The 20,511-nt window shown below is 62.6% G+C and carries 18 protein-coding genes and 1 other RNA gene; 10 read left to right on the top strand and 9 right to left on the bottom strand.

Annotated features, from left to right (window positions below; all coding sequences use genetic code 11):
• Positions 1-12: 12 nt before the first annotated feature.
• From carA to grpE, 5 genes are all read right to left on the bottom strand, one after another.
• A complete protein-coding gene (gene carA, locus LW136_RS04630) occupies positions 13-1,161 on the bottom strand; it encodes a glutamine-hydrolyzing carbamoyl-phosphate synthase small subunit (protein ID WP_234174712.1) in 1,149 nt (382 codons plus the stop codon).
• Between the two features lie 216 nt (positions 1,162-1,377).
• The gene (dapB, locus tag LW136_RS04625) at positions 1,378-2,184 is read right to left on the bottom strand and encodes a 4-hydroxy-tetrahydrodipicolinate reductase (RefSeq protein ID WP_014819225.1); all 807 of its coding nucleotides are present in this window, start codon (positions 2,182-2,184) and stop codon (positions 1,378-1,380) included.
• 77 nt (positions 2,185-2,261) lie between these two features.
• A complete protein-coding gene (gene dnaJ / locus LW136_RS04620; protein WP_003280872.1) occupies positions 2,262-3,392 on the bottom strand; it encodes a molecular chaperone DnaJ in 1,131 nt (376 codons plus the stop codon).
• 122 nt (positions 3,393-3,514) lie between these two features.
• Positions 3,515-5,428, bottom strand: coding sequence for a molecular chaperone DnaK (gene dnaK / locus LW136_RS04615; protein WP_234174711.1), 1,914 nt, complete (start codon positions 5,426-5,428; stop codon positions 3,515-3,517).
• A gap of 99 nt (positions 5,429-5,527) precedes the next feature.
• Positions 5,528-6,097 carry a nucleotide exchange factor GrpE gene (grpE, locus tag LW136_RS04610; protein ID WP_234174710.1) on the bottom strand — a complete coding sequence of 190 codons (570 nt, stop codon included), beginning with the start codon at positions 6,095-6,097 and terminating at the stop codon, positions 5,528-5,530.
• Positions 6,098-6,298: 201 nt separating this feature from the next.
• Here grpE and recN point away from each other — a divergent pair, with 201 nt between their 5' ends.
• The gene (gene recN, locus LW136_RS04605) at positions 6,299-7,972 is read left to right on the top strand and encodes a DNA repair protein RecN (protein ID WP_234174709.1); all 1,674 of its coding nucleotides are present in this window, start codon (positions 6,299-6,301) and stop codon (positions 7,970-7,972) included.
• A gap of 57 nt (positions 7,973-8,029) precedes the next feature.
• Here the strand turns inward: recN and fur are convergent, their stop codons facing one another.
• Complete coding sequence (gene fur / locus LW136_RS04600) at positions 8,030-8,434, bottom strand: ferric iron uptake transcriptional regulator (RefSeq protein ID WP_003280866.1); 405 nt, start codon at positions 8,432-8,434, stop codon at positions 8,030-8,032.
• Between the two features lie 95 nt (positions 8,435-8,529).
• Here fur and LW136_RS04595 point away from each other — a divergent pair, with 95 nt between their 5' ends.
• A complete protein-coding gene (locus LW136_RS04595; RefSeq protein ID WP_014819220.1) occupies positions 8,530-9,045 on the top strand; it encodes an outer membrane protein assembly factor BamE in 516 nt (171 codons plus the stop codon).
• Positions 9,046-9,086: 41 nt separating this feature from the next.
• On the opposite strand, the gene LW136_RS04590 is transcribed toward LW136_RS04595, so the two are convergent.
• A complete protein-coding gene (locus LW136_RS04590; RefSeq protein ID WP_014819219.1) occupies positions 9,087-9,401 on the bottom strand; it encodes an RnfH family protein in 315 nt (104 codons plus the stop codon).
• Positions 9,394-9,828 carry a type II toxin-antitoxin system RatA family toxin gene (locus LW136_RS04585; RefSeq protein ID WP_014819218.1) on the bottom strand — a complete coding sequence of 145 codons (435 nt, stop codon included), beginning with the start codon at positions 9,826-9,828 and terminating at the stop codon, positions 9,394-9,396. The genes LW136_RS04590 and LW136_RS04585 overlap by 8 nt, the downstream gene beginning before the upstream one ends.
• Before the next feature lie 210 nt (positions 9,829-10,038).
• On the opposite strand from LW136_RS04585, the gene smpB reads away from it, so the two are divergent.
• Positions 10,039-10,521 carry an SsrA-binding protein SmpB gene (gene smpB / locus LW136_RS04580; RefSeq protein ID WP_003299438.1) on the top strand — a complete coding sequence of 161 codons (483 nt, stop codon included), beginning with the start codon at positions 10,039-10,041 and terminating at the stop codon, positions 10,519-10,521.
• Positions 10,522-10,594: 73 nt separating this feature from the next.
• Here the strand turns inward: smpB and LW136_RS04575 are convergent, their stop codons facing one another.
• On the bottom strand, positions 10,595-11,380 hold the full coding sequence (locus LW136_RS04575; protein WP_041016108.1) for a GntR family transcriptional regulator: 786 nt from the start codon (positions 11,378-11,380) through the stop codon (positions 10,595-10,597).
• Positions 11,381-11,647: 267 nt separating this feature from the next.
• Here LW136_RS04575 and LW136_RS04570 point away from each other — a divergent pair, with 267 nt between their 5' ends.
• The 7 genes from LW136_RS04570 to ssrA all read left to right on the top strand — a co-directional run bounded on the left by LW136_RS04570 (position 11,648) and on the right by ssrA (position 20,385).
• Positions 11,648-13,342, top strand: a complete 1,695-nt coding sequence (locus LW136_RS04570; RefSeq protein ID WP_045667110.1) for an L-lactate permease — start codon at positions 11,648-11,650, stop codon at positions 13,340-13,342.
• 248 nt (positions 13,343-13,590) lie between these two features.
• The gene (locus LW136_RS04565; RefSeq protein WP_014819215.1) at positions 13,591-14,412 is read left to right on the top strand and encodes a (Fe-S)-binding protein; all 822 of its coding nucleotides are present in this window, start codon (positions 13,591-13,593) and stop codon (positions 14,410-14,412) included.
• Positions 14,409-15,869, top strand: a complete 1,461-nt coding sequence (locus LW136_RS04560) for a LutB/LldF family L-lactate oxidation iron-sulfur protein (protein ID WP_090523091.1) — start codon at positions 14,409-14,411, stop codon at positions 15,867-15,869. The genes LW136_RS04565 and LW136_RS04560 overlap by 4 nt, the downstream gene beginning before the upstream one ends.
• Positions 15,866-16,537, top strand: coding sequence for a LutC/YkgG family protein (locus LW136_RS04555; RefSeq protein ID WP_044314327.1), 672 nt, complete (start codon positions 15,866-15,868; stop codon positions 16,535-16,537). The genes LW136_RS04560 and LW136_RS04555 overlap by 4 nt, the downstream gene beginning before the upstream one ends.
• Entirely contained in the window at positions 16,534-19,386 is a 2,853-nt protein-coding gene (locus LW136_RS04550) for an FAD-binding and (Fe-S)-binding domain-containing protein (RefSeq protein ID WP_234174708.1), read from the top strand. The genes LW136_RS04555 and LW136_RS04550 overlap by 4 nt, the downstream gene beginning before the upstream one ends.
• Before the next feature lie 181 nt (positions 19,387-19,567).
• Positions 19,568-19,873 carry a hypothetical protein gene (locus tag LW136_RS04545; RefSeq protein WP_014819211.1) on the top strand — a complete coding sequence of 102 codons (306 nt, stop codon included), beginning with the start codon at positions 19,568-19,570 and terminating at the stop codon, positions 19,871-19,873.
• A gap of 133 nt (positions 19,874-20,006) precedes the next feature.
• Positions 20,007-20,385, top strand: a transfer-messenger RNA (tmRNA) gene (gene ssrA / locus LW136_RS04540).
• Positions 20,386-20,511: the final 126 nt, after the last annotated feature.

The raw sequence follows: 20,511 nt of genomic DNA, 5'->3' as shown, positions 1-20,511 counted from the left end.
CAGTCGACAGGCTTAGCGGCGCTTGGCCATGGCTTCGATGAAACGGTCGAACAGCGGCGCGACGTCATGCGGCCCCGGGCTCGCTTCGGGGTGACCCTGGAAGCTGAAGGCAACCTTGTCGGTGCGCTCGATGCCCTGCAGGGTGCCATCGAACAGCGACTTGTGTGTCGCACGCACATTGGCCGGCAGACTAGCTTCGTCCACGGCAAAGCCATGGTTCTGACTGGTGATCATCACCACACCGGACTTCAGATCCTGAACCGGGTGGTTCGCACCGTGGTGGCCGTTGGGCATCTTCACGGTCGTGGCGCCGGAGGCGAGCGCCAGCAACTGGTGACCAAGGCAGATGCCGAACACCGGAATGTCGGTTTCGAGCACTTGCTGGATCGCCTTGATCGCGTAGTCGCAAGGCTCGGGGTCACCCGGACCGTTGGCCAGAAAGATACCGTCCGGGTTCAGCGCCAGAGCTTCGCTGGCAGGCGTCTGTGCCGGAAGCACGGTGACGCGGCAACCGCGGGCGACCAGCATGCGCAGGATGTTGTACTTCACGCCGTAATCAAAGGCGACGACATGGTAGGGCAGCTCGCTGGCGGGAATCTCGGCATGGCCGTCATCCTTCAGGCACCAGACACTGGAGCGCCACTCGTAACGCTCCTTGACGCTGACTTCCTTCGCCAGATCCATGCCCTTGAGGCCGGGGAAGCTGCGCGCCAGCTCCAGCGCTTTCTCTTCTGTCGCGTCGCTACCAGCCAGGATGCAGCCGTTCTGCGCACCATTCTCACGCAGGATACGGGTCAGGCGACGAGTATCGATGCCGGCGATGGCAACGGTGCCATTGGCCTTGAGGTAGTCAGGCAGGGGTTGCTTGTCGCGCCAGTTGCTGGAAATCAGCGGCAGGTCGCGAATAACCAGACCCGCAGCCCAGACTTTCCAGGACTCGGCATCCTCCGGCGTGGTACCAGTATTGCCGACATGAGGATAGGTCAGGGTTACGATCTGCTTGGCGTAGGAAGGATCGGTGAGGATTTCCTGATAGCCGGTCATGGCGGTGTTGAACACCACCTCACCAATGGTTTGCCCATCGGCGCCGATGGATTCGCCGCGAAAGATGCTGCCATCGGCAAGAGCCAGAATGGCTGGCGTAAGGGCTGGCTTAGTCAAGAGACCTCCCGTAGATCAAGGCTGGAGCAGACGCAGATTGTAAAAAAGCGGGATGACGTGTGAAGGTCATCCCGCTTTTTGTTTGATTCATTTCTGCGCAACTTTTAGTGGACACACTAAAGCGGGAAGCTTACATAAAACCGCCTTTCGGGTCCAGCCAAAATAGCCGGCAAACGCACTCGAACGGGGCGCGACGCTGCCAGCCGACGCAGCGAATCATTTCAGACCGAGCACATCCTGCATGTCGTAAAGACCTGCCGGCTTCTCGTCCAACCATAGCGCGGCACGCACGGCGCCCTTGGCGAAGGTCATGCGACTGGAGGCCTTGTGGGTGATTTCCACGCGTTCACCATCGGCGGCGAACAACACTGTGTGATCACCGACCACGTCGCCGGCACGGACGGTAGCGAAGCCGATGGTGTCGCGCTGACGCGCACCGGTTTGCCCCTCACGCCCATATACCGCAACCTTCTGAAGGTCACGCCCGAGCGCCTCGGCGACGACTTCACCCATGCGCAGCGCGGTACCAGAAGGTGCGTCCACCTTGTGCCGGTGATGCGCTTCGATGATCTCGATATCCACGTCGTCACCTAATACCCGCGCTGCCGTATCCAGCAGCTTGAGGCACAGATTGACGCCAACACTGAAGTTGGCGGCAAAGACGATCGGGATGTCCCTGGCCGCCGCAACGAGACGCTCCTTCTCGTCAGGCGAGAATCCGGTGGTACCGATCACCATCGCCTTGCCGGCGCGCCGGCAGACTTCCAGATTCTTCAGGGTCACCGAAGGATGGGTGAAATCGATCAGCACGTCGAACTCATCGATGGCCCTGACGAGCTCACCGGTCAGCGGCACACCCAGACGACCGATGGCTGCCAGCTCGCCGGCATCGGCACCCACCAGAGTGCTGTCCGGACGATCGATGGCCGCCGTCAGGCCGGCGGCACCACTGGTCTGCTGCACCGCCTCGATCAAGGTCTTGCCCATACGCCCGGCGGCGCCGGTCACTGCAATACGTCGCATCAATTCAGCTCCAGGCTGCAGGCTTCAAGCGGAGGACGCAGGCTCGAAGCCTGTCATCCTCCACCCATAGGCCCTTGTCATACATCACCGAAAAAGCGCTTCACACCTTCGAACCAGCCACTGGCCTTGGGGGAATGCGAGGTGTCACCCTGCAGCGTGCCGCGAAACTCCTCGAGCATCTCACGCTGACGCTTGCTCAGGTTGACCGGCGTCTCCACCGCGACCCGACACAGCAGATCGCCCGCCGCACCACCGCGCACCGGCGCGACCCCCTTGCCACGCAAGCGGAACTGCTTGCCGGTCTGGGTACCCTCAGGAATCTTCAGCTTGACGCGGCCATCCAGGGTCGGCACTTCCAGCTCGCCACCCAAAGCGGCATCGGCAAAGCTGATCGGCACTTCGCAATACAAATGTTTGCCATCGCGCTGGAAGATCGCGTGCTCGCGCACATTGACCACCACATACAGATCGCCGGCCGGGCCACCCTGAGTGCCCGCCTCGCCTTCGCCAGACAGACGAATGCGATCACCGGTATCGACACCCGGAGGCACCTTGACCGAGAGTGTCTTCTGCTCCTCCACGCGCCCCTGCCCATGGCAGCTGCCGCACGGATCGGAAATCATCTTGCCGCTGCCGTGGCAGCGCGGGCAGGTCTGCTGTACCGAGAAGAAACCTTGCTGCATGCGCACCTGGCCGATACCCCCGCAGGTGGTACAGGTAACCGGACTCGTGCCCTTCTTCGCGCCGGAACCATCGCAGGTCTTGCACTCGACCAGGGTCGGCACGCGAATGGTCACGGTGGTGCCGCGCACTGCCTCTTCGAGATCAAGTTCGAGCGTGTAGCGCAGATCGCTGCCACGCTGTGCGCCGCCACGGCCGCCGCCGCGGCCGCCACTGAAGAAATCGCTGAACACGTCGCCGAAGATATCGGAGAAGTTCGCACCACCGTAACCGGCACCGGCTGCGCCAGCACCCATCTGCGGATCGACACCGGCGTGGCCGTACTGATCGTAGGCAGCACGCTTGCTCGGATCGGAGAGTACTTCGTAGGCCTCATTGGCCTCCTTGAAGGCGTCTTCAGCCGCCTTGTCCCCCGGATTGCGGTCCGGGTGATGCTTCATCGCAAGGCGCCGGTAAGCCTTTTTCAGCTCCGCCTCGCTGACGCCGCGCTCGACGCCCAGCACCTCATAAAAATCGCGTTTGGCCATAACTATCCTGAACCCTCAATTTCATGCCCTCCAGACACGCCGACGCGGGAGCAAGCCCCCGCGCAGCGGTCGGGCCCGCCCGAACGAAGTCGGGACGGGCTGGAGCGGAAGCAAGCCAGGGCTTACTTGTTGTCCTTGACCTCTTCGAACTCGGCGTCGACTACGTCGTCACCCGGCTTGCCCTGCTCGTCGGCCGGCTGACCTTCGCCCGCCTGAGCCTGCTCGGCGTACATCTTCTGCGCGACCGGAGTGGAAGCCTGGGAGACGGCAGCGATCTTCGCTTCGATCTCAGCTTTGTCGTCGCCCTTGATGGCCACTTCCAGCTCGCCAAGCGCCTTCTCGATGGCCGCCTTGTCATCGTCGCTGGCCTTGTCGCCGGCTTCGGTGAGCATCTTGCGAGTGGCGTGCACCAGCTGGTCGCCCTGGTTACGTGCGGTGGCCAACTCCTCGAACTTGCGGTCTTCCTCGGCATTCGCCTCGGCATCGCGGACCATCTGCTCGATTTCCTCCTCGGACAGACCCGAGTTGGCCTTGATCACGATGGATTGCTGCTTGCCAGTGGCCTTGTCCTTGGCAGACACGTGCAGGATGCCGTTGGCGTCGATGTCGAAGGTGACCTCGATCTGCGGCATGCCACGCGGTGCCGGCGGGATCTCGGCCAGATCGAAGCGACCCAGCGACTTGTTCTGCGTAGCCTGCTTGCGCTCGCCCTGCAGCACATGAATGGTCACGGCGCTCTGGTTATCGTCCGCAGTGGAGAACACCTGCGACTTCTTGGTCGGGATAGTGGTGTTCTTCTCGATCAACGGAGTCATTACGCCACCCAGGGTTTCGATACCCAGCGTCAGCGGCGATACGTCGAGCAGCAGCACGTCCTTCACGTCACCGGCCAGCACGGCGCCCTGGATGGCAGCACCCATTGCGACGGCTTCGTCCGGGTTGACGTCCTTGCGCGCTTCCTTGCCGAAGAACTCAGCGACCTTCTGCTGAACCAGCGGCATACGGGTCTGGCCACCGACCAGGATCACGTCGTCGATCTTCGAAACGTCGACGCCGGCATCCTTCAGCGCAATGCGGCAAGGCTCGATGGTGCGCTGCACCAGATCCTCGACCAGCGCTTCCAGCTTGGCGCGGGAAATCTTCACGTTCAGGTGCTTCGGACCAGACGCGTCAGCGGTGATGTACGGCAGGTTGACGTCGGTCTGCTGGCTGGAGGACAGCTCGATCTTGGCCTTCTCGGCAGCTTCCTTCAGGCGCTGCATTGCCAGCGGGTCACCCTTGAGGTTCATACCGCTTTCTTTCTTGAACTCGTCGACGAGGTAGTCGATCAGGCGAATGTCGAAGTCCTCACCGCCGAGGAAAGTGTCACCGTTGGTGGCCAGCACTTCGAACTGGTGCTCACCATCGACTTCGGCGATCTCGATCACCGACACGTCGAAGGTGCCGCCACCCAGGTCATAGACGATCACGGTGTGGTCGCCCTTGGCCTTGTCCATGCCGTATGCCAGCGCAGCCGCGGTCGGCTCGTTGATGATGCGCTTGACGTCCAGACCGGCGATACGACCGGCATCCTTGGTGGCCTGACGCTGGCTGTCGTTGAAGTAGGCCGGAACGGTGATCACCGCCTCGGTCACCGGCTCACCGAGGTAGTCCTCGGCGGTCTTCTTCATCTTCTTCAGGATTTCAGCGGAGATCTGCGGCGGCGCCATTTTCTGGCCATTCACCTCGACCCAGGCGTCGCTGTTGTCCGCCTTGACGATCTTGTAAGGGACCATCTGAATGTCTTTCTGCACGACGTCTTCGTCAAAGCGACGACCGATCAGACGCTTCACCGCATACAGGGTGTTGTGCGGGTTGGTCACTGCCTGGCGCTTGGCCGACTGACCAACCAGGATTTCGCCGTCGCTCGCGTACGCGATGATCGACGGAGTGGTACGGCCGCCTTCGGCATTTTCAATTACCTTGGCCTTGCCGTTTTCCAGAATCGAGACGCAGGAGTTGGTGGTTCCCAGGTCGATACCGATGATCTTGCCCATTTAATTCGCTCTCCAAATTTCGATTGATCCGCGCCTGTTTTACCGGCTGCGGGTAACACAAAAACGCTTGGCTACCAGATGGGGGTCGGCAACCGGATTTCAAGCCTTCTCATCAATCGAAGGCGGCACATCGACGGGCGCCTTGCTGACGACGACCATCGCCGGACGCAGCAGGCGACCGTTGAGCAGGTAACCTTTCTGGAACACCTTGAGCACGCTGCCCGGCTCGACATGGGTGCTTTCTTCCATGGCCATGGCCTGGTGATGCTCAGGATTGAACGGCTCGCCATGCGGATCGAGCTGCTCGAGCTGGTGACGCGCCAGCGTGTCCTGAAGCAGCTTGAGGGTCAGCTCGACGCCCTCACGCATGGGCTTGACCGCCTCGTCATCAGCACTGGACAGCTCAAGGCCACGCTCGAGACTGTCGGCAACGGCAAGCAGATCACCGGCAAACTTTTCCAGGGCGAACTTGTGCGCCTTTTCCACATCCTGCTCGGCGCGCCGGCGGATGTTCTGCAGCTCAGCCGCAACGCGCAGTGACTGGTCCTGCGCAGCGGCCAGCTGCTCTTCCAGCGACTGCACGCGGGCGGCCAGATCCTCGGCTACGTCCGCTTCCGAATGCTCGGGCGCTTCCGGGTTCTGGTTATCCAGGTTCTGCTCGTCGGCCATAGGTCCTCCTCTCTATACGATCAGCGGGCAGCAAACCCGCGCTTGTGCCGCTATATGGGGGCGCGAAAACAGGCTTCAAGGGCGGAAAGCGAAGAGCGCCCAGCGAAATGACGAGCAACCGCACATTCATCCTTCAGTACTTGTAGCGCCCAGGAAAACCACTGTATAAATAGCCAGCCACGCAAATCGGGAGCCCTTGCCATGCTGGTTCATCTATCGGTCCACAACTACGCCATCGTCGAGCACCTCGACCTCGAGCTGAAACGCGGCATGAGCGTCATCAGCGGAGAAACCGGCGCAGGCAAGTCGATCATGCTCGATGCCCTCGGCCTGACGTTGGGCGACCGGGCCGACAGCAGCGTGGTGCGCATCGGCGCCGACAAGGCCGACATTCTTGCCAGCTTCGACCTGGATGATATTCCCGACGCCCGCGCCTGGCTCGCCGAGCGCGACATGGACCATGACGGGCCCTGCATCCTGCGTCGCGTCATCACCGCCGAAGGTCGTTCCCGCGGCTACATCAACGGCACCCCTTGTCCGCAGGGCGACCTCAAGTCGCTGGGCGAGCTACTTATCGATATCCACAGCCAGCACGAGCATCAATCCCTGCTGAAGACCGACACCCATCGGCGCCTGCTCGATGAGTACAGCGGCAACCAGGAGCTGGCGCGACAGGTCCAGCTGGCCGCCCAGCGCTGGCGGCAGACGCGACAGACCCTGGAACGCCTGAGCAACAGTGGCGACGAACAGCGCGCACGCCACCAATTGCTCAGCTACCAGCTGGAAGAGCTGGAGAACCTGGCGCTGGGCGAGAACGAACTGGAGCAACTCGAGCGCGAACACAAGAACCTGGCCAACGCTGAGCAGTTGCTCGGCGCCTGCCGCCAGGTCATGGAGCTGTGCAGCGAGAGCGATGCCGGCAACGTGCTGTCGGCACTGACCAGCAGCCTGCAGCGTCTGAGCGCCTTCCAGAACCAACCTCAGGCCCTGAGCGAAGCAGTCAATCTGCTGGCGAGCGCGCAGATTCAGGTCGAAGAGGCGATCGGCGAGCTGAACCGCTTCGTCGATCACTTCGACGCCGATCCGGAGCGCCAGCAGATGCTGGAAGAGCGGCTGGATACCATCTACACCCTCGCTCGCAAGCACCGCGTGCAACCGACCGAACTGCCCAACCTCCACCAGCAGCTGCTGGAGGAGCTAGAAGGGCTGAACGCCGACGACGAAGCAGTCGAGCGCCTCGGTGAAGAACTGGCGGCCTACGCTCGGCACTACGAAGAAAAAGCCGGCGAACTCAGCCGCATGCGCCAGGCCGCGGCCGAACAACTGGCCAGCGCTGTCGAGGTAGAGATTCAAAGACTGGGTATGCCAGGCGGCAGATTCAGCGTGCAACTCAAGCCTGCAGCCGAAGGCGAACTGATGCCCTACGGCCTGGAGCAGGTCGAGTTTCTGGTCAGCGCCAACCCGGGCCAGCCACTGCGACCGCTGGCCAAGGTCGCCTCGGGCGGTGAGCTGTCACGCATCAGCCTGGCAATTCAGGTCATCACGGCCCAGACGTCCCGCGTACCGACACTGGTATTCGATGAAGTCGACGTTGGCATCGGTGGCCCCACCGCAGAGATCGTCGGACAACTGCTGCGCCGCCTCGGCGAGCGCGGACAGGTACTGACCGTGACCCACCTGCCGCAGGTCGCCGCCCAAGGCCATCACCACCTGTTCGTGCACAAGGCTCGAGGCGCCGACGAGACTCGCACAGCAGTGACCGAACTGGATCAGGCCGGCCGGGTCGAGGAGATCGCGCGGATGCTCGGCGGCGTCGACCTCACCGAACAATCACTGGCGCATGCCCGGCAGATGGTCACCTCGGCCCAGGCCTGAGCCCGACGGACAGGCACAAAAAAGGCGGCCGCGGCCGCCTTTTTCATGCACAGGAGATCAATCCTTCTTGCGCACGTAGAGCACAAGGTTGTGATCCACCAGCTCGTAACCGTGGCGCTTGACGATCTCTTTCTGCAACTTTTCGATCTCGGGATCGAAGAACTCGATGACATCACCACTGTCAACGCAGACCATGTGGTCATGGTGCCCGCCGTCGGCAAGCTCGAAGACGGCATGACCACCATCGAAGTTATGCCGAACTACCAGGCCGGCCGCCTCGAACTGGGTCAGCACGCGATAGACCGTCGCCAGACCGACATCCTCACCCGCTTCCATCAACGCCTTGTAGACGTCTTCGGCGCTCATGTGACGGCGATCGGTAGTGTCCAGCATCTGCAGGATCTTGACCCGCGGCAGAGTTACCTTGAGACCAGCTTTACGTAGTTCGCTATTTTCAACCATGGTTGGCTTTCTCGCTGCTGCTGTTTCGCAGCCTCCTTCAATACGGGTATGATCCGGGTTCTTTGCCCAGCCAAGATAGTGGAAGTCACCCACCGATGCAAAACACCAAGCTCATGCTGGCCAGCCTCTCCTTCGCAGGTCTGGTCGCACTCGCCGGTTGTTCATTCCCCGGGGTTTACAAGGTCGACATTCAACAGGGCAATGTCGTCACGCAGGACATGATAGACCAGTTGCGCCCCGGAATGACCCGCCAGCAGGTGCGGTTTATCATGGGCAACCCGCTGATCACCGACACCTTCCATGCCAACCGCTGGGACTACCTGTACAGCATCCAGCCGGGCGGCAGTCCGCGCCAGCAGGAGCGCGTCAGCCTGGTGTTCAATGCCAACGACCAGCTGGCGGGCCTGGCCGGCGACTTCATGCCCGGCGTAAGCCGCGATGAACAGATCCTTGGCCGCGACGCCCAGGCGCCTGACGCGGCTCCTGCCGCCCAGCCAAGTCAGCCTGAAGAGCGCCCTGCGCCTGGCTCGCTGCTGGAGCAGATTCAGCGTGAAGTGGATGAAGCGGAGCCGGTTCCGGTGCCGATTCCCGAACCGCTGGAAACCGAATAAAGAAACGCCCGGCTAGCCCGGGCGTTTTTGTTTCAGCATATTCAAGCGTCTTCGGCCTTGTTCTTTGCTGCCCGTGCGGCGCGCTGTTTGCGCACCTCTTTCGGGTCGGCAATCAGCGGCCGGTAGATCTCCACGCGCTCACCCTCCTCGAGCACGCGCTCATCGGGCTTGGGCACGGCCTTGCCGAAGATACCCAACGGAGCTGCGGCCAGATCGAGCCCCGGGAAGTGCGCATCCATTCCCGAACGCAAGGCCGCCTCGCGCACGGTGGTGCCCGCGGGCACGGTCATCTGCAGCAGCTTCTGCTTGTCGGCCAGGGCATAGACCACTTCGACCGCAATCGATTGCTTATCCATATAGCTGCTTCGCCCGCTCGCAGAAGGCATCGACCAAGGTATTGGCGGCCTGATTGAACAACGGCCCAAGGGTCGCCTTGACCAACGGCCCGGCGTAATCAAAGGTCAGATCCAGACTGATCTTGCAGGCCTTTTCCCCCAGGGCCTTGAATTCCCAGATGCCATGAAGATGGCTGAATGGGCCTTCCTCAAGCGTCATCTCGATCCGCTTGCCGAACTCCAGCGCGTTACGCGTCATGAAGCGCTGACTCAACCCGGCCTTCGCCACCGTCATGCTGGCGTGCATTTCGGTCTCGCTGCTGGAAAGCACCTCAGTCGCTGAACACCAGGGCAGGAACTGCGGGTAGCTGGCTACGTCGTTGACCATGTCGAACAGCGCCTGGGCCGGGTACGGCAGCAGCGCGGAACGTTGAATGTGCGTCGTCATGCGGACCTTCTACGTCGTCGTTTCATTGCGCGCCATCCAAAAGTTGGCGCAGCCAGCCCGCAACCGCGGCTTCCGGGCGACACCCGGGAAGCGGCTCAGCGCAAAGCGGGGCACATTGTCGGGGATTAACGGCTGCCCCTCAAGTTTCTGCCGCCAGCGCTCTTGCAGGCTGTCGCCAGCCGCAGCGGGACTCCCTATAATGCGGCCCCTATGGCCAAACAGAAGAAACAGTCCCCCGGGACCATCGCGCTGAACAAGAAAGCGCTACACGACTACTTCATCGAACAGAAATTCGAGGCGGGCCTCGTCCTGGCCGGCTGGGAAGTGAAGAGCATGCGCGCCGGCAAGGCTCAGCTGGTCGACAGCTACGTCCTGCTCAAGGATGGCGAAGCCTGGCTGATGGGTGCGCACATCACGCCGCTGACCAGCGCCAGCACACACGTCATTGCCGACCCGACCCGCACCCGCAAGCTGCTGCTGAACAAGCGCGAGCTGGGCAAGCTGTTCGGCGCCGTACAGCAGAAAGGCTACGCCTGCGTAGCGCTGTCGCTGTACTGGAAGAAGCACATGATCAAGTGCGAGATTGCCCTCGGCAAAGGCAAGAAGGAGTACGACAAGCGCCACACCGAGAAGGAACGCGATTCCGATCGGGAGATCCAGCGCGCGATGCGCACCAAGGGCAAGGACGACTGAGCCGCGCCCGTCGCATGGCCCGATAAGCCCACGCGGCAGTACCCGAGCCGGCAGGCAAGTGCCGGCTCCGCTCTCACCCTTCCTTCTGCATCCGCTCTCCCTGCCTGCGCTGCGCGCGCGCCAGACGCTGAGCCTCCTGCTGACCTTCAGCCAGCACTTCCTGCACGTAATTGATATGCCGATGAATGACCTCCCGCGCCTCGGTCGCTCGCCTGGCCATGATCGCCTCGTACAACTCGCGATGCTGGCTCATCAGCATGTCCCGCGTTTCGTCACGCAGGGCGTACATGCCGCCGATATTGGTCACCACGTTGCGCTTGAGCAGGTCGAACAGGCCACGAATGGTATGCAGCAGCACCGCGTTGTGGCTGGCTTCGGCAATGGCGAGATGGAACTGGGCATCGGCTGCGCCCTCTTCCGCCCGGGAGACCTTGCCTTCCCGGGCGTAGCAGTCCTGCAATGCGGCAAAGGCTTCGGTGAGCCGCTTCCGATCCACCTCGGTCGCACGCAGCGCTGCGTAGTAGGCGCAGCTGCCCTCGAGCGTGTGGCGAAACTCCAATAAGTCGCGCTGCGCATCGCTGTTGTTTTCCAGCAGATGCAGCAACGGATCACTAAACGTCGAGCCTAGCGACTCGGCGACGAACGTACCTCCGCCATGCCGGCTGACCAGCAGCCCCTTGGCCGCGAGCTTCTGAATCGCTTCGCGCAGCGAAGGCCGCGAAACACCAAAGCTTTCAGCCAGGGCGCGCTCCGCAGGCAGACGCTCACCCGCCTTGAGCGTGCCCTCGAGAATCATGGTTTCCAGCTGCGCGACGATATCGTCCGCTAGCCGCCGCTGCCGCACCATCCCCACGTCCATAGCCACCCCGAATGGTCATACCAATCCGAAAATGCTAGCCATGACCGCGTATCTGCACAAGGCCGGCTGTTGCGACCAAAGTCTATAGCTAGCTAATTGACGACCCTATACGCAGCTCTTACGCTGGCCATTCACTTCTGTTAATTGGTATTACCACTTTACAGAGTGGTCTAAAAATAAGAGGACTCAGCATGAGATCTGCGCACAAAAACTACTCCACGGTCCGCTCAGGGCCCCATCTGAACCGAACCGCAGGGGAAGCCTGACATGTCCAACGGACTGCTCGCACTTTTCGCCTTCACACCCATTCTGCTCGCAGCAATCATGCTGATCGGTCTGCGCTGGCCCGCCAGCCGCGCCATGCCGCTGGTCTTCCTGTTCACCGCAGCCATCGGGCTGTTCGTCTGGGACATGAGCGTCAACCGCATCATCGCCTCGACGCTGCAAGGCCTGGTGATCACCCTGGGCCTGCTGTGGATCATCTTCGGCGCAATCCTGCTGCTGAACACCCTCAAGCATTCCGGCGGCATCACCGCCATTCGTGCCGGTTTCACCACCATCAGCCCTGACCGCCGCATCCAGGCCATCATCATCGCCTGGCTGTTCGGTTGCTTCATCGAAGGCGCTTCCGGCTTTGGCACTCCGGCCGCCATCGCCGCACCGCTGCTGGTTGCGGTCGGCTTCCCGGCAATGGCTGCAGTCCTGCTCGGCATGCTGGTGCAAAGCACGCCGGTGTCTTTTGGCGCGGTCGGTACGCCGATCGTCGTGGGCATCAACAGCGGCCTGGATACCGCCACCATCGGCGCGCAACTGGTTGCGCAGGGGTCCAGCTGGAACGCCTACCTGCAGCAGATCACCAGCAGTGTGGCGATCACCCACGCCATCGTCGGCACAGTAATGCCGCTGGTCATGGTGCTGATGCTGACGCGCTTCTTCGGCAAGGAGAAAAGCTGGAAAGCCGGCTTCGAAGTATTGCCGTTCGCGATCTTCGCCGGCCTGGCGTTCACCCTGCCCTACGCTGCCACCGGCATCTTCCTCGGCCCGGAATTCCCGTCGCTGCTCGGCGGCCTGGTGGGCCTGGCGATCGTTACCACTGCCGCTCGCTTCAAGTTCCTGACGCCGAAGACCACCTGGGACTTCGCCGACGCCAAGGAATGGCCAGCTGAATGGCTGGGCACCATCGAAATGAAGCTGGACGAGATGGCCGCCCGCCCGATGAGCGCCTTCCGCGCCTGGCTGCCCTATGTGCTGGTGGGTGCACTGCTGGTAATCAGCCGTGTGTTCCCGCAGGTGTCTGCCGCGCTTAAATCGGTATCCATCGCCTTTGCCAACATCCTTGGCGAAGCTGGCGTCAGCGCCGGGATCGAGCCGCTGTATCTGCCAGGCGGGATTCTGGTCGCAGTGGTGCTAATCACCTTCTTCCTGCACGGCATGCGCGCCTCGGAACTCAAGGCCGCCGTCAAGGAGTCCAGCAGCGTGCTGCTCAGCGCTGGCTTCGTACTGCTGTTCACCGTGCCGATGGTGCGCATCCTGATCAACTCGGGCGTCAACGGTGCCGAACTGGCCAGCATGCCGATCGTCATGGCGCGCTACGTCGCCGATAGCGTTGGCAGCATCTACCCGCTGCTGGCGCCGTCGGTGGGCGCTCTGGGTGCATTCCTCGCTGGCTCCAACACCGTCAGCAACATGATGTTCAGCCAGTTCCAGTTTGGCGTTGCACAGTCGCTCGGAATTTCCGGCGCGATGGTAGTTGCCACCCAGGCTGTTGGCGCTGCGGCGGGCAACATGGTTGCGATCCACAACGTGGTGGCGGCATCCGCTACCGTCGGCCTGCTCGGTCGCGAAGGCTCCACGCTGCGCAAGACCATATGGCCTACGCTGTACTACGTGCTGTTCACGGGGGTGATCGGCCTGATCGCCATCTACGTGCTAGGCGTGACCGACCCACTGGTCGGCGTGTAAGAAACAGGAACCGTGCCCCCATCTGGGGGCACGGTTGCATTCCAGAAACCGCACCTGACAGGGCCATTGAAAAACGTAGGCGAGACAGGCAAGACGAGGCAAAGCAGCCGAAGAAAGGACTGGGCTCGCATACGAGTTCAGGTTCCTAAATGAGCATTCTGAGGCTGCTTTAACGACGCATTGCCAAACGCAGATAGTTTTTCAAAAGCCTGTTTGCGGATAACCGGGCTAACCCGGAGACCAAGCCGATGAGCGAACTCTTCTACGATGCTGCGCCGAACGCTACCCGCGTCGCGCCGCCGCTGCCAAAGCCGCGCGAATACCCCGCCAAGCCGAGCCAGGTTTATCTGTTCGGTACCTGCGTGGTCGACCTGTTCTATCCCGAGGCTGGCCTGGATGCCATCCGCCTGCTCGAGCGCGAAGGATTGACCGTGCACTTCCCGCAGGGTCAGACCTGCTGCGGCCAGCCGGCCTACACCAGCGGCTACACCGACGAGGCACGCAACGTCGCACGGGCGCAACTGGATCTGTTCGCCAACGACTGGCCCGTGGTCGTCCCGTCCGGTTCCTGCGCCGGGATGCTGCGCCACCATTATCTGGACCTGTTCAAGGACGAGCCGGCCACGCTGAAGAAGGCACAAGCGCTGGCCGAGCGCACCTTCGAGCTGGCCGAGTTCCTGCTCAACGTCTGCAAGGTCGAATTCAAGGACGCCGGCACGCCGACCAAGGTTGCCCTGCATACCTCCTGCTCGGCCCGCCGCGAGATGAACACCCACCTGCACGGCCGCGCCCTGCTCGCACAGCTGGGCCAGGTCGAACGCGTCGAGCATGACCACGAAAGCGAATGCTGCGGCTTCGGCGGCACCTTCAGCGTGCGCATGCCCGACATCTCCGGCGCCATGGTGCTGGACAAGACCCGCGCACTGAAGGAATCCGGCGCGCATCAGGTGATCAGCGCCGACTGCGGCTGTCTGATGAACATCAACGGTTCGCTGGAGAAGCAGCGTGAAGCCCTGCGCGGTCAGCATCTGGCGACCTTCCTCTGGCAACGCACCGGAGGTGCCCGATGAACGCCGAACAGCGTATCCCCGCGATACAGATCGAGAACGCCGGTGACCCGGATTTCCGCGCCCGCGCGCGCAAATCCCTGAAGGACGACCAGCTACGGCGCAACTTCCGTACCGCCATGGACTCGCTGATGACCAAGCGTGCCGTGGCCTTCAGCGATGCCGACGAACGCGAGCGGCTGCGCGAGATGGGCAACCGCATCCGCGCCCGCGCACTGTCCAAGCTGCCCGAACTGCTCGAGCGGCTGGAAACCAACCTGACCCGCAATGGTGTGAAAGTGCACTGGGCGGAGACGGTTGAAGAGGCGAACAACATCGTCCTCGAGATCGCCCGCGCCCACGAGGCGAAGCAGGTGATCAAGGGCAAATCGATGGTCAGCGAAGAGATGGAGATGAACCATTTCCTCGAAGGCCATGGCATCGAATGCCTGGAATCGGACATGGGCGAGTACATCGTCCAGCTCGACCACGAAAAGCCTTCCCATATCATCATGCCGGCAATCCACAAGAACGCCGCCCAGGTCGCGTCCCTATTCCACGAGAAACTCGGCGTGGAGTACACCAAGGACGTCGACCAACTTATTCAGATCGGCCGCCGCACGCTGCGCCAGAAGTTCTTCGAGGCCGATATCGGCGTCTCCGGGGTGAACTTCGCGGTGGCTGAGACCGGCACCCTGCTGCTCGTGGAAAACGAGGGCAACGGGCGCATGTCCACCGGTGTGCCGCCGGTACATATCGCCGTCACCGGGATCGAGAAGGTCGTGGAAAACCTGCGCGACGTGGTCCCGCTGCTCTCGCTGCTGACTCGCTCGGCGTTGGGCCAGCCGATCACCACCTACGTCAACATGATCTCCAGCCCGCGCAAGGCCGATGAGCTCGACGGCCCGCAGGAAGTGCACCTGATCCTGCTGGACAATGGCCGCAGCCAGGCCTTCGCCGACAGCGAGCTGCGCCAGACGCTGAACTGCATCCGCTGCGGCGCCTGCATGAACCATTGCCCGGTGTACACCCGCGTCGGCGGCCATACCTACGGCGAGGTCTATCCCGGACCGATCGGCAAGATCATCACGCCGCACATGGTCGGCCTGGACAAGGTGCCGGATCACCCCAGCGCCTCGTCGCTGTGCGGCGCCTGCGGCGAGGTCTGCCCGGTGAAGATCCCGATTCCGTCCATCCTGCGGCGCCTGCGTGAGGAGAACGTCAAGGCGCCGGACGATCCGCACAAGGTCATGCGCGGCCAGGGCAGCAAATACTCGAAGCAGGAACGGCTGATGTGGGCCGGCTGGCGCCTGCTCAACACCAGCCCGACGCTGTACCGCGTGTTCGGCTTCTTCGCCACCCGTCTGCGCGGCCTGACGCCATCGAACATCGGCCCCTGGACGCAGAACCACAGCGCACCGAAACCTGCCGCCCGCTCGCTGCACGAGCTGGCCCGCGAGCACCTGGAGGGCAAGCGATGAGCGCCAAGGCCAATATCCTCGCCAAGCTGAAAAAGAGCCTGGAAGGCACCACGCCTATCGTCGATGACTACGACGTATCGCTGGTCACCCAGCCCTGGAGCTACGCGCCCGAGCAGCGCATTGCCCGCTTGCGCCAGCTGATGGAAGCGGTGCATACCGAGATTCACCTGACCACCGACGCCGGTTGGCCCGCCCTGCTCGAACAGCTGCTGCACGACCGCCAGCTGCCGAGCCTGCTGATCGCCCCGACCACGCCGTACGGCCAGCGCTTCACCGAGCATTGCGCCGGCCGTGAAGGCCTGCCGACGCTGAAGGCCTACGACCGCCCGGTCGAGGACTGGAAGGACGAGCTGTTCAACGATACTCCGGCGAGCCTCACCGGCACACTCGGCGCCATCGCCTCCACCGGCAGTCTGATCATGTGGCCGACCCGCGAGGAGCCGCGCCTTATGAGCCTGGTGCCACCGGTGCACTTCGCCATCCTCAAGGCCAGCGAAATCCACGACAACTTCTACGAGATCCAGCAGAAGTTCCAGTGGGCCGCTGGCATGCCGACCAATGCGCTGCTGGTTTCCGGCCCGTCGAAAACCGCCGACATCGAACAGGTGCTGGCTTATGGCGCCCACGGCCCGAAGGATCTGATCCTGCTGATCCTGGAGGACGCATGAACGCGCCGGCCCAAATCGAACGCGCGCCTTTGCCGGCAGTGTTCCTCGGCGAAGTCGAACGTCTGATCCCGGTCGAGCGGCGCTTCGACGACCCGCTCTCCACCCTCGCCTTCGGTACCGACGCAAGCTTCTACCGGCTGATTCCCAAACTGGTGGTGCGCGTCGAATCCGAAGCCGAGGTGATCGCGCTGCTCAAGCTGGCCCATGCGGAAAACGTCCCGGTGACCTTCCGCGCCGCCGGCACCAGCCTGTCCGGCCAGGCGATCAGCGACTCGGTGCTGATCGTCCTCGGCGACAACTGGAACGGCCGCGAGATTCGCAACGGCGGCGAGCAGATCCGCCTGCAGCCGGGCGTAATCGGTGCCAACGCCAACGCCGTGCTCGCGCCATTTCAGCGCAAGATCGGCCCTGATCCGGCCTCGATCAACGCCGCCAAGATCGGCGGAATCGTCGCCAACAACTCCAGCGGCATGTGCTGCGGCACGGCGCAGAACACCTACAAAACCCTCGCCGGCCTGCGCGTCGTGCTGGCCGATGGCACCGTGGTCGACAGCGAGGATGCCTCCAGCGTTGCCGCCTTCCGCCAGAGCCATGCGGCGCTGCTCGAACAGCTGGCCGAGCTGGGCCGCGAAACCCGCGCCAACACCGAACTGGCCGCGAAGATCCGCCACAAGTACCGACTGAAGAACACCACCGGTTTCTCGCTCAATGCGCTGGTCGACTACGACGAGCCGCTGGATATCCTCAGCCACCTGATGGTCGGTTCCGAAGGCACGCTGGGCTTCATCAGCGCGGTGACCTACGACACCGTGCCGGATCATCCGCACAAAGCCAGCGCGCTGGTGGTGTTCCCTGACGTGGAAACCTGCTGCCTGGCCGTACCGGTGCTCAAGCAGCAGCCGGTGTCGGCCGTGGAGCTGCTCGACCGCCGCAGTCTGCGCTCGGTCGAACACAAGGCCGGCATGCCCGAGTGGGTGAAGGAACTGTCGCCGACCGCCTGCGCACTCTTGATCGAATCGCGCGCCGCCAGCCAGTCGCTGCTGCACGAGCAGATCAACCTGATCATGACCTCCATCGCGCATTTCCCGGTGGAAAAGCAGGTCGACTTCAGCGAAGACCCGGTGGTCTACAACCAGCTTTGGAAGATCCGCAAGGACACCTTCCCGGCAGTTGGCGCCGTGCGCCAGACCGGCACCACGGTGATCATCGAGGACGTCACCTTCCCCGTCGAGCGCCTGGCCGAGGGCGTCAACCGGCTGATTGAATTGCTCGACAAGCACCGCTACGACGAGGCGATCCTCTTCGGCCACGCGCTGGAGGGCAACCTGCACTTCGTCTTCACCCAGGGCTTCGATGATCCGGCGCAGGTCGCCCGTTACGAAGCCTTCATGGGCGAAGTGGCGCAGCTGGTCGCCGTCGAATTCGGCGGTGCGCTCAAGGCCGAACACGGCACCGGGCGCAACATGGCGCCCTTCGTCGAGCTGGAATGGGGCAGCGAAGCCTACGCGCTGATGTGGAAGATCAAGCGCCTGCTCGACCCCACCGGCATCCTCAACCCGGACGTAGTGCTCTCCGAAGACCCGGACATCCACCTGAAGAACCTCAAGCCGATGCCGGCCGCCGACGAGATCGTCGACAAGTGCATCGAGTGCGGTTTCTGCGAGCCGGTCTGCCCATCCAACGGGCTGACCCTCACCCCACGCCAGCGCATCGTCATCTGGCGCGATATCCAGGCACGCAAGCGTGCCGGTGTCGATACCACGGAAATCGAACGCCTCTACCACTACCACGGCGTGGAAACCTGCGCCGCCACCGGCCTCTGCGCCCAGCGCTGCCCGGTCGGCATCAACACTGGCGATCTGGTGCGCAAGCTGCGCGGGCGTGAAGCGAGCAAAACCGGAACCGCCAACTGGCTGGCCGACCATTTCAGCACCGCCGTACAGGGCACCCGCTTCATGCTGCATGCCGCCAACGGCGCGCACATCATCCTCGGCACCAAGCGCCTGGCCAAGCTGTCCGCAACCATGAGCAACGTCAGCAAGGGCCGCGTTCCGCAGTGGACACCGGCCATGCCGCAGCCCCTGCAGCGCCTGCACCTGCCCCAGCCCGCCGCTCAGGATGAGCGCCCACGTGTGGTCTATCTGGCGGCCTGCGTTTCTCGTGCCATGGCGCCGGCCGCACGCGATCAGGAGCAGGAGCCGCTGCTCGACAAGACCCGCAGCCTCCTGGAAAAGGCCGGCTACCAGGTGATCTTCCCCGAGCAGCTGAACGATCTGTGCTGCGGCCAGCCGTTTGCTTCCAAGGGTTACGCTGAACAGGGCGAGCGTAAGCGTCAGGAAATGCTCGACGCGCTGCTCAAGGCCAGCCGCGGCGGGCTCGACCCAATCTACTGCGATACCAGCCCCTGCACGCTCCGCCTGGTCCAGGGCCTGACCGATCAGCGCCTCGACGTGTACGATCCGGTGCGCTTCATCCGCACGCACCTGCTCGACAAGCTGGACTTCGTCCCGCAGGAAAAGGCGATCGCCGTGCACGTCACCTGCAGCACCCAGCACCTTGGGGAAGCACAGGCGCTGATTGATATCGCTCGTCGCTGCGCCAGGGAAGTCGTGGTGCCCGAAGGCATCCATTGCTGCGGCTTCGCCGGTGACAAGGGCTTCACCACGCCAGAACTGAACGGCCACGCTCTACGCAGCCTGAAAGACGCCGTGCAGATCTGCGAGGAAGGCATTTCCACCAGCCGCACCTGCGAGATCGGCCTGTCGCGTCATGGCGAGATCGACTACCACGGGCTGGTCTACTTGGTGGACCGCGTAACGCGTAGCAAAACAACCACGCAGCCGCTCTAGAAAAGGCACTACGGCCCCGCTCAGCGAAGCGCGGCCGTTTCGTTTGTGGCGTTTCGATGAACGCTCACGCGCAATCGCAGTCGGAATTTTAGAGCCCCTGACGGGTTCGATTCGACTCGGCGCCGCCGTTTCAGTTGGTATCTGGCAGGCCCGGGAAGTCCATAAGACTGGAGGACCCACAATGAAAGTTCATGCACTGCTCGCATCCGCGGTACTGCTCGCCAGCCCGGCCGTCTTCGCCCAAGACGACCTGTGCCAGCTCAACCTGCAGGAAATCGACGACAACATGGCCACCAACACCGCCACCTTGGGTGAGCCGGCCAAGAGCCAGGTCGACGAGTACGTTAAACAGGCCCGCCAAGCCCAGCAATCGGGCGACACCGAAGCTTGCATCGCGCACTCCACCAAGGCACTGCAAGAGCTGAAAGGCCCAGGCAGCACCGGTAGCGGCGGCACCAGCGGCTCCGGTTCCGGCGCCGGCAACTAAGCCAGGCCGGCGGGATCGTGCGAACGATCCTGCCGCAGCCGAGCTGTACATTTTGTAACCAGCATGGCTACAAACTGATCGACAGCGCAGAGAGATCGCCGTACACTCGCGCCCCGCACCACAAGCGTCACCAGGGGCCGATTAGGATTCGACGCCGGTAACAAAACTTGAGGGGCATGCCGAGTTGGTAACAGAACTCGTAAATAAACTGTTGCAAACTTATAGTTGCCAACGACGACAACTACGAAGGGTACGCGCTAGCCGCCTAACCTTCATCTGGTAGCTTCGGCTCCAGCGGTCACTAGGGGATGCCTGTAAACCCGAAATGACTGTCAGACAGAACAGGATCGCCGCCAAGTTCGCTGTAGACGTAACGGCTAAAACTCATACAGCTCGCTCCAAGCACCCTGCCAATCGGGCGGCGCGGAGTTAACTCAGTAGATCTGGCTAAGCATGTAGAACCGATAGCGGAGAGCTGGCGGACGGGGGTTCAAATCCCCCCGGCTCCACCATTTTGTCTTCCCAGGAAGACCCAGAAAAGCCGTAAAGCCCAGAGAAATCAAAGCTTTACGGCTTTTTTATTGCCCACGTTTTGCTATCTAATCCCAGGGCATCCCACGGTTGACGGGGGCACATAT

Origin of the sequence: Stutzerimonas kunmingensis (assembly GCF_021432085.1) — a bacterium.
GTDB lineage: Bacteria > Pseudomonadota > Gammaproteobacteria > Pseudomonadales > Pseudomonadaceae > Stutzerimonas.
This window is presented reverse-complemented; position numbering and strand designations above follow the sequence as displayed.

Excerpts from the sequence above, each read along its gene's own strand:
- LW136_RS04595 (WP_014819220.1), top strand. The coding sequence starts at position 8,530 with ATGCAAAACACCAAGCTCATGCTGGCCAGCCTCTCCTTCGCAGGTCTG.
- smpB (WP_003299438.1), top strand. The coding sequence starts at position 10,039 with ATGGCCAAACAGAAGAAACAGTCCCCCGGGACCATCGCGCTGAACAAG.
- dnaJ (WP_003280872.1), bottom strand. The coding sequence starts at position 3,392 with ATGGCCAAACGCGATTTTTATGAGGTGCTGGGCGTCGAGCGCGGCGTC.
- LW136_RS04570 (WP_045667110.1), top strand. The coding sequence starts at position 11,648 with ATGTCCAACGGACTGCTCGCACTTTTCGCCTTCACACCCATTCTGCTC.
- LW136_RS04590 (WP_014819219.1), bottom strand. The coding sequence starts at position 9,401 with ATGGATAAGCAATCGATTGCGGTCGAAGTGGTCTATGCCCTGGCCGAC.
- LW136_RS04585 (WP_014819218.1), bottom strand. The coding sequence starts at position 9,828 with ATGACGACGCACATTCAACGTTCCGCGCTGCTGCCGTACCCGGCCCAG.
- LW136_RS04555 (WP_044314327.1), top strand. The coding sequence starts at position 15,866 with ATGAGCGCCAAGGCCAATATCCTCGCCAAGCTGAAAAAGAGCCTGGAA.
- dnaK (WP_234174711.1), bottom strand. The coding sequence starts at position 5,428 with ATGGGCAAGATCATCGGTATCGACCTGGGAACCACCAACTCCTGCGTC.
- dapB (WP_014819225.1), bottom strand. The coding sequence starts at position 2,184 with ATGCGACGTATTGCAGTGACCGGCGCCGCCGGGCGTATGGGCAAGACC.
- LW136_RS04565 (WP_014819215.1), top strand. The coding sequence starts at position 13,591 with ATGAGCGAACTCTTCTACGATGCTGCGCCGAACGCTACCCGCGTCGCG.
- grpE (WP_234174710.1), bottom strand. The coding sequence starts at position 6,097 with ATGGCCGACGAGCAGAACCTGGATAACCAGAACCCGGAAGCGCCCGAG.
- LW136_RS04575 (WP_041016108.1), bottom strand. The coding sequence starts at position 11,380 with ATGGACGTGGGGATGGTGCGGCAGCGGCGGCTAGCGGACGATATCGTC.
- LW136_RS04560 (WP_090523091.1), top strand. The coding sequence starts at position 14,409 with ATGAACGCCGAACAGCGTATCCCCGCGATACAGATCGAGAACGCCGGT.
- fur (WP_003280866.1), bottom strand. The coding sequence starts at position 8,434 with ATGGTTGAAAATAGCGAACTACGTAAAGCTGGTCTCAAGGTAACTCTG.
- recN (WP_234174709.1), top strand. The coding sequence starts at position 6,299 with ATGCTGGTTCATCTATCGGTCCACAACTACGCCATCGTCGAGCACCTC.
- LW136_RS04550 (WP_234174708.1), top strand. The coding sequence starts at position 16,534 with ATGAACGCGCCGGCCCAAATCGAACGCGCGCCTTTGCCGGCAGTGTTC.
- LW136_RS04545 (WP_014819211.1), top strand. The coding sequence starts at position 19,568 with ATGAAAGTTCATGCACTGCTCGCATCCGCGGTACTGCTCGCCAGCCCG.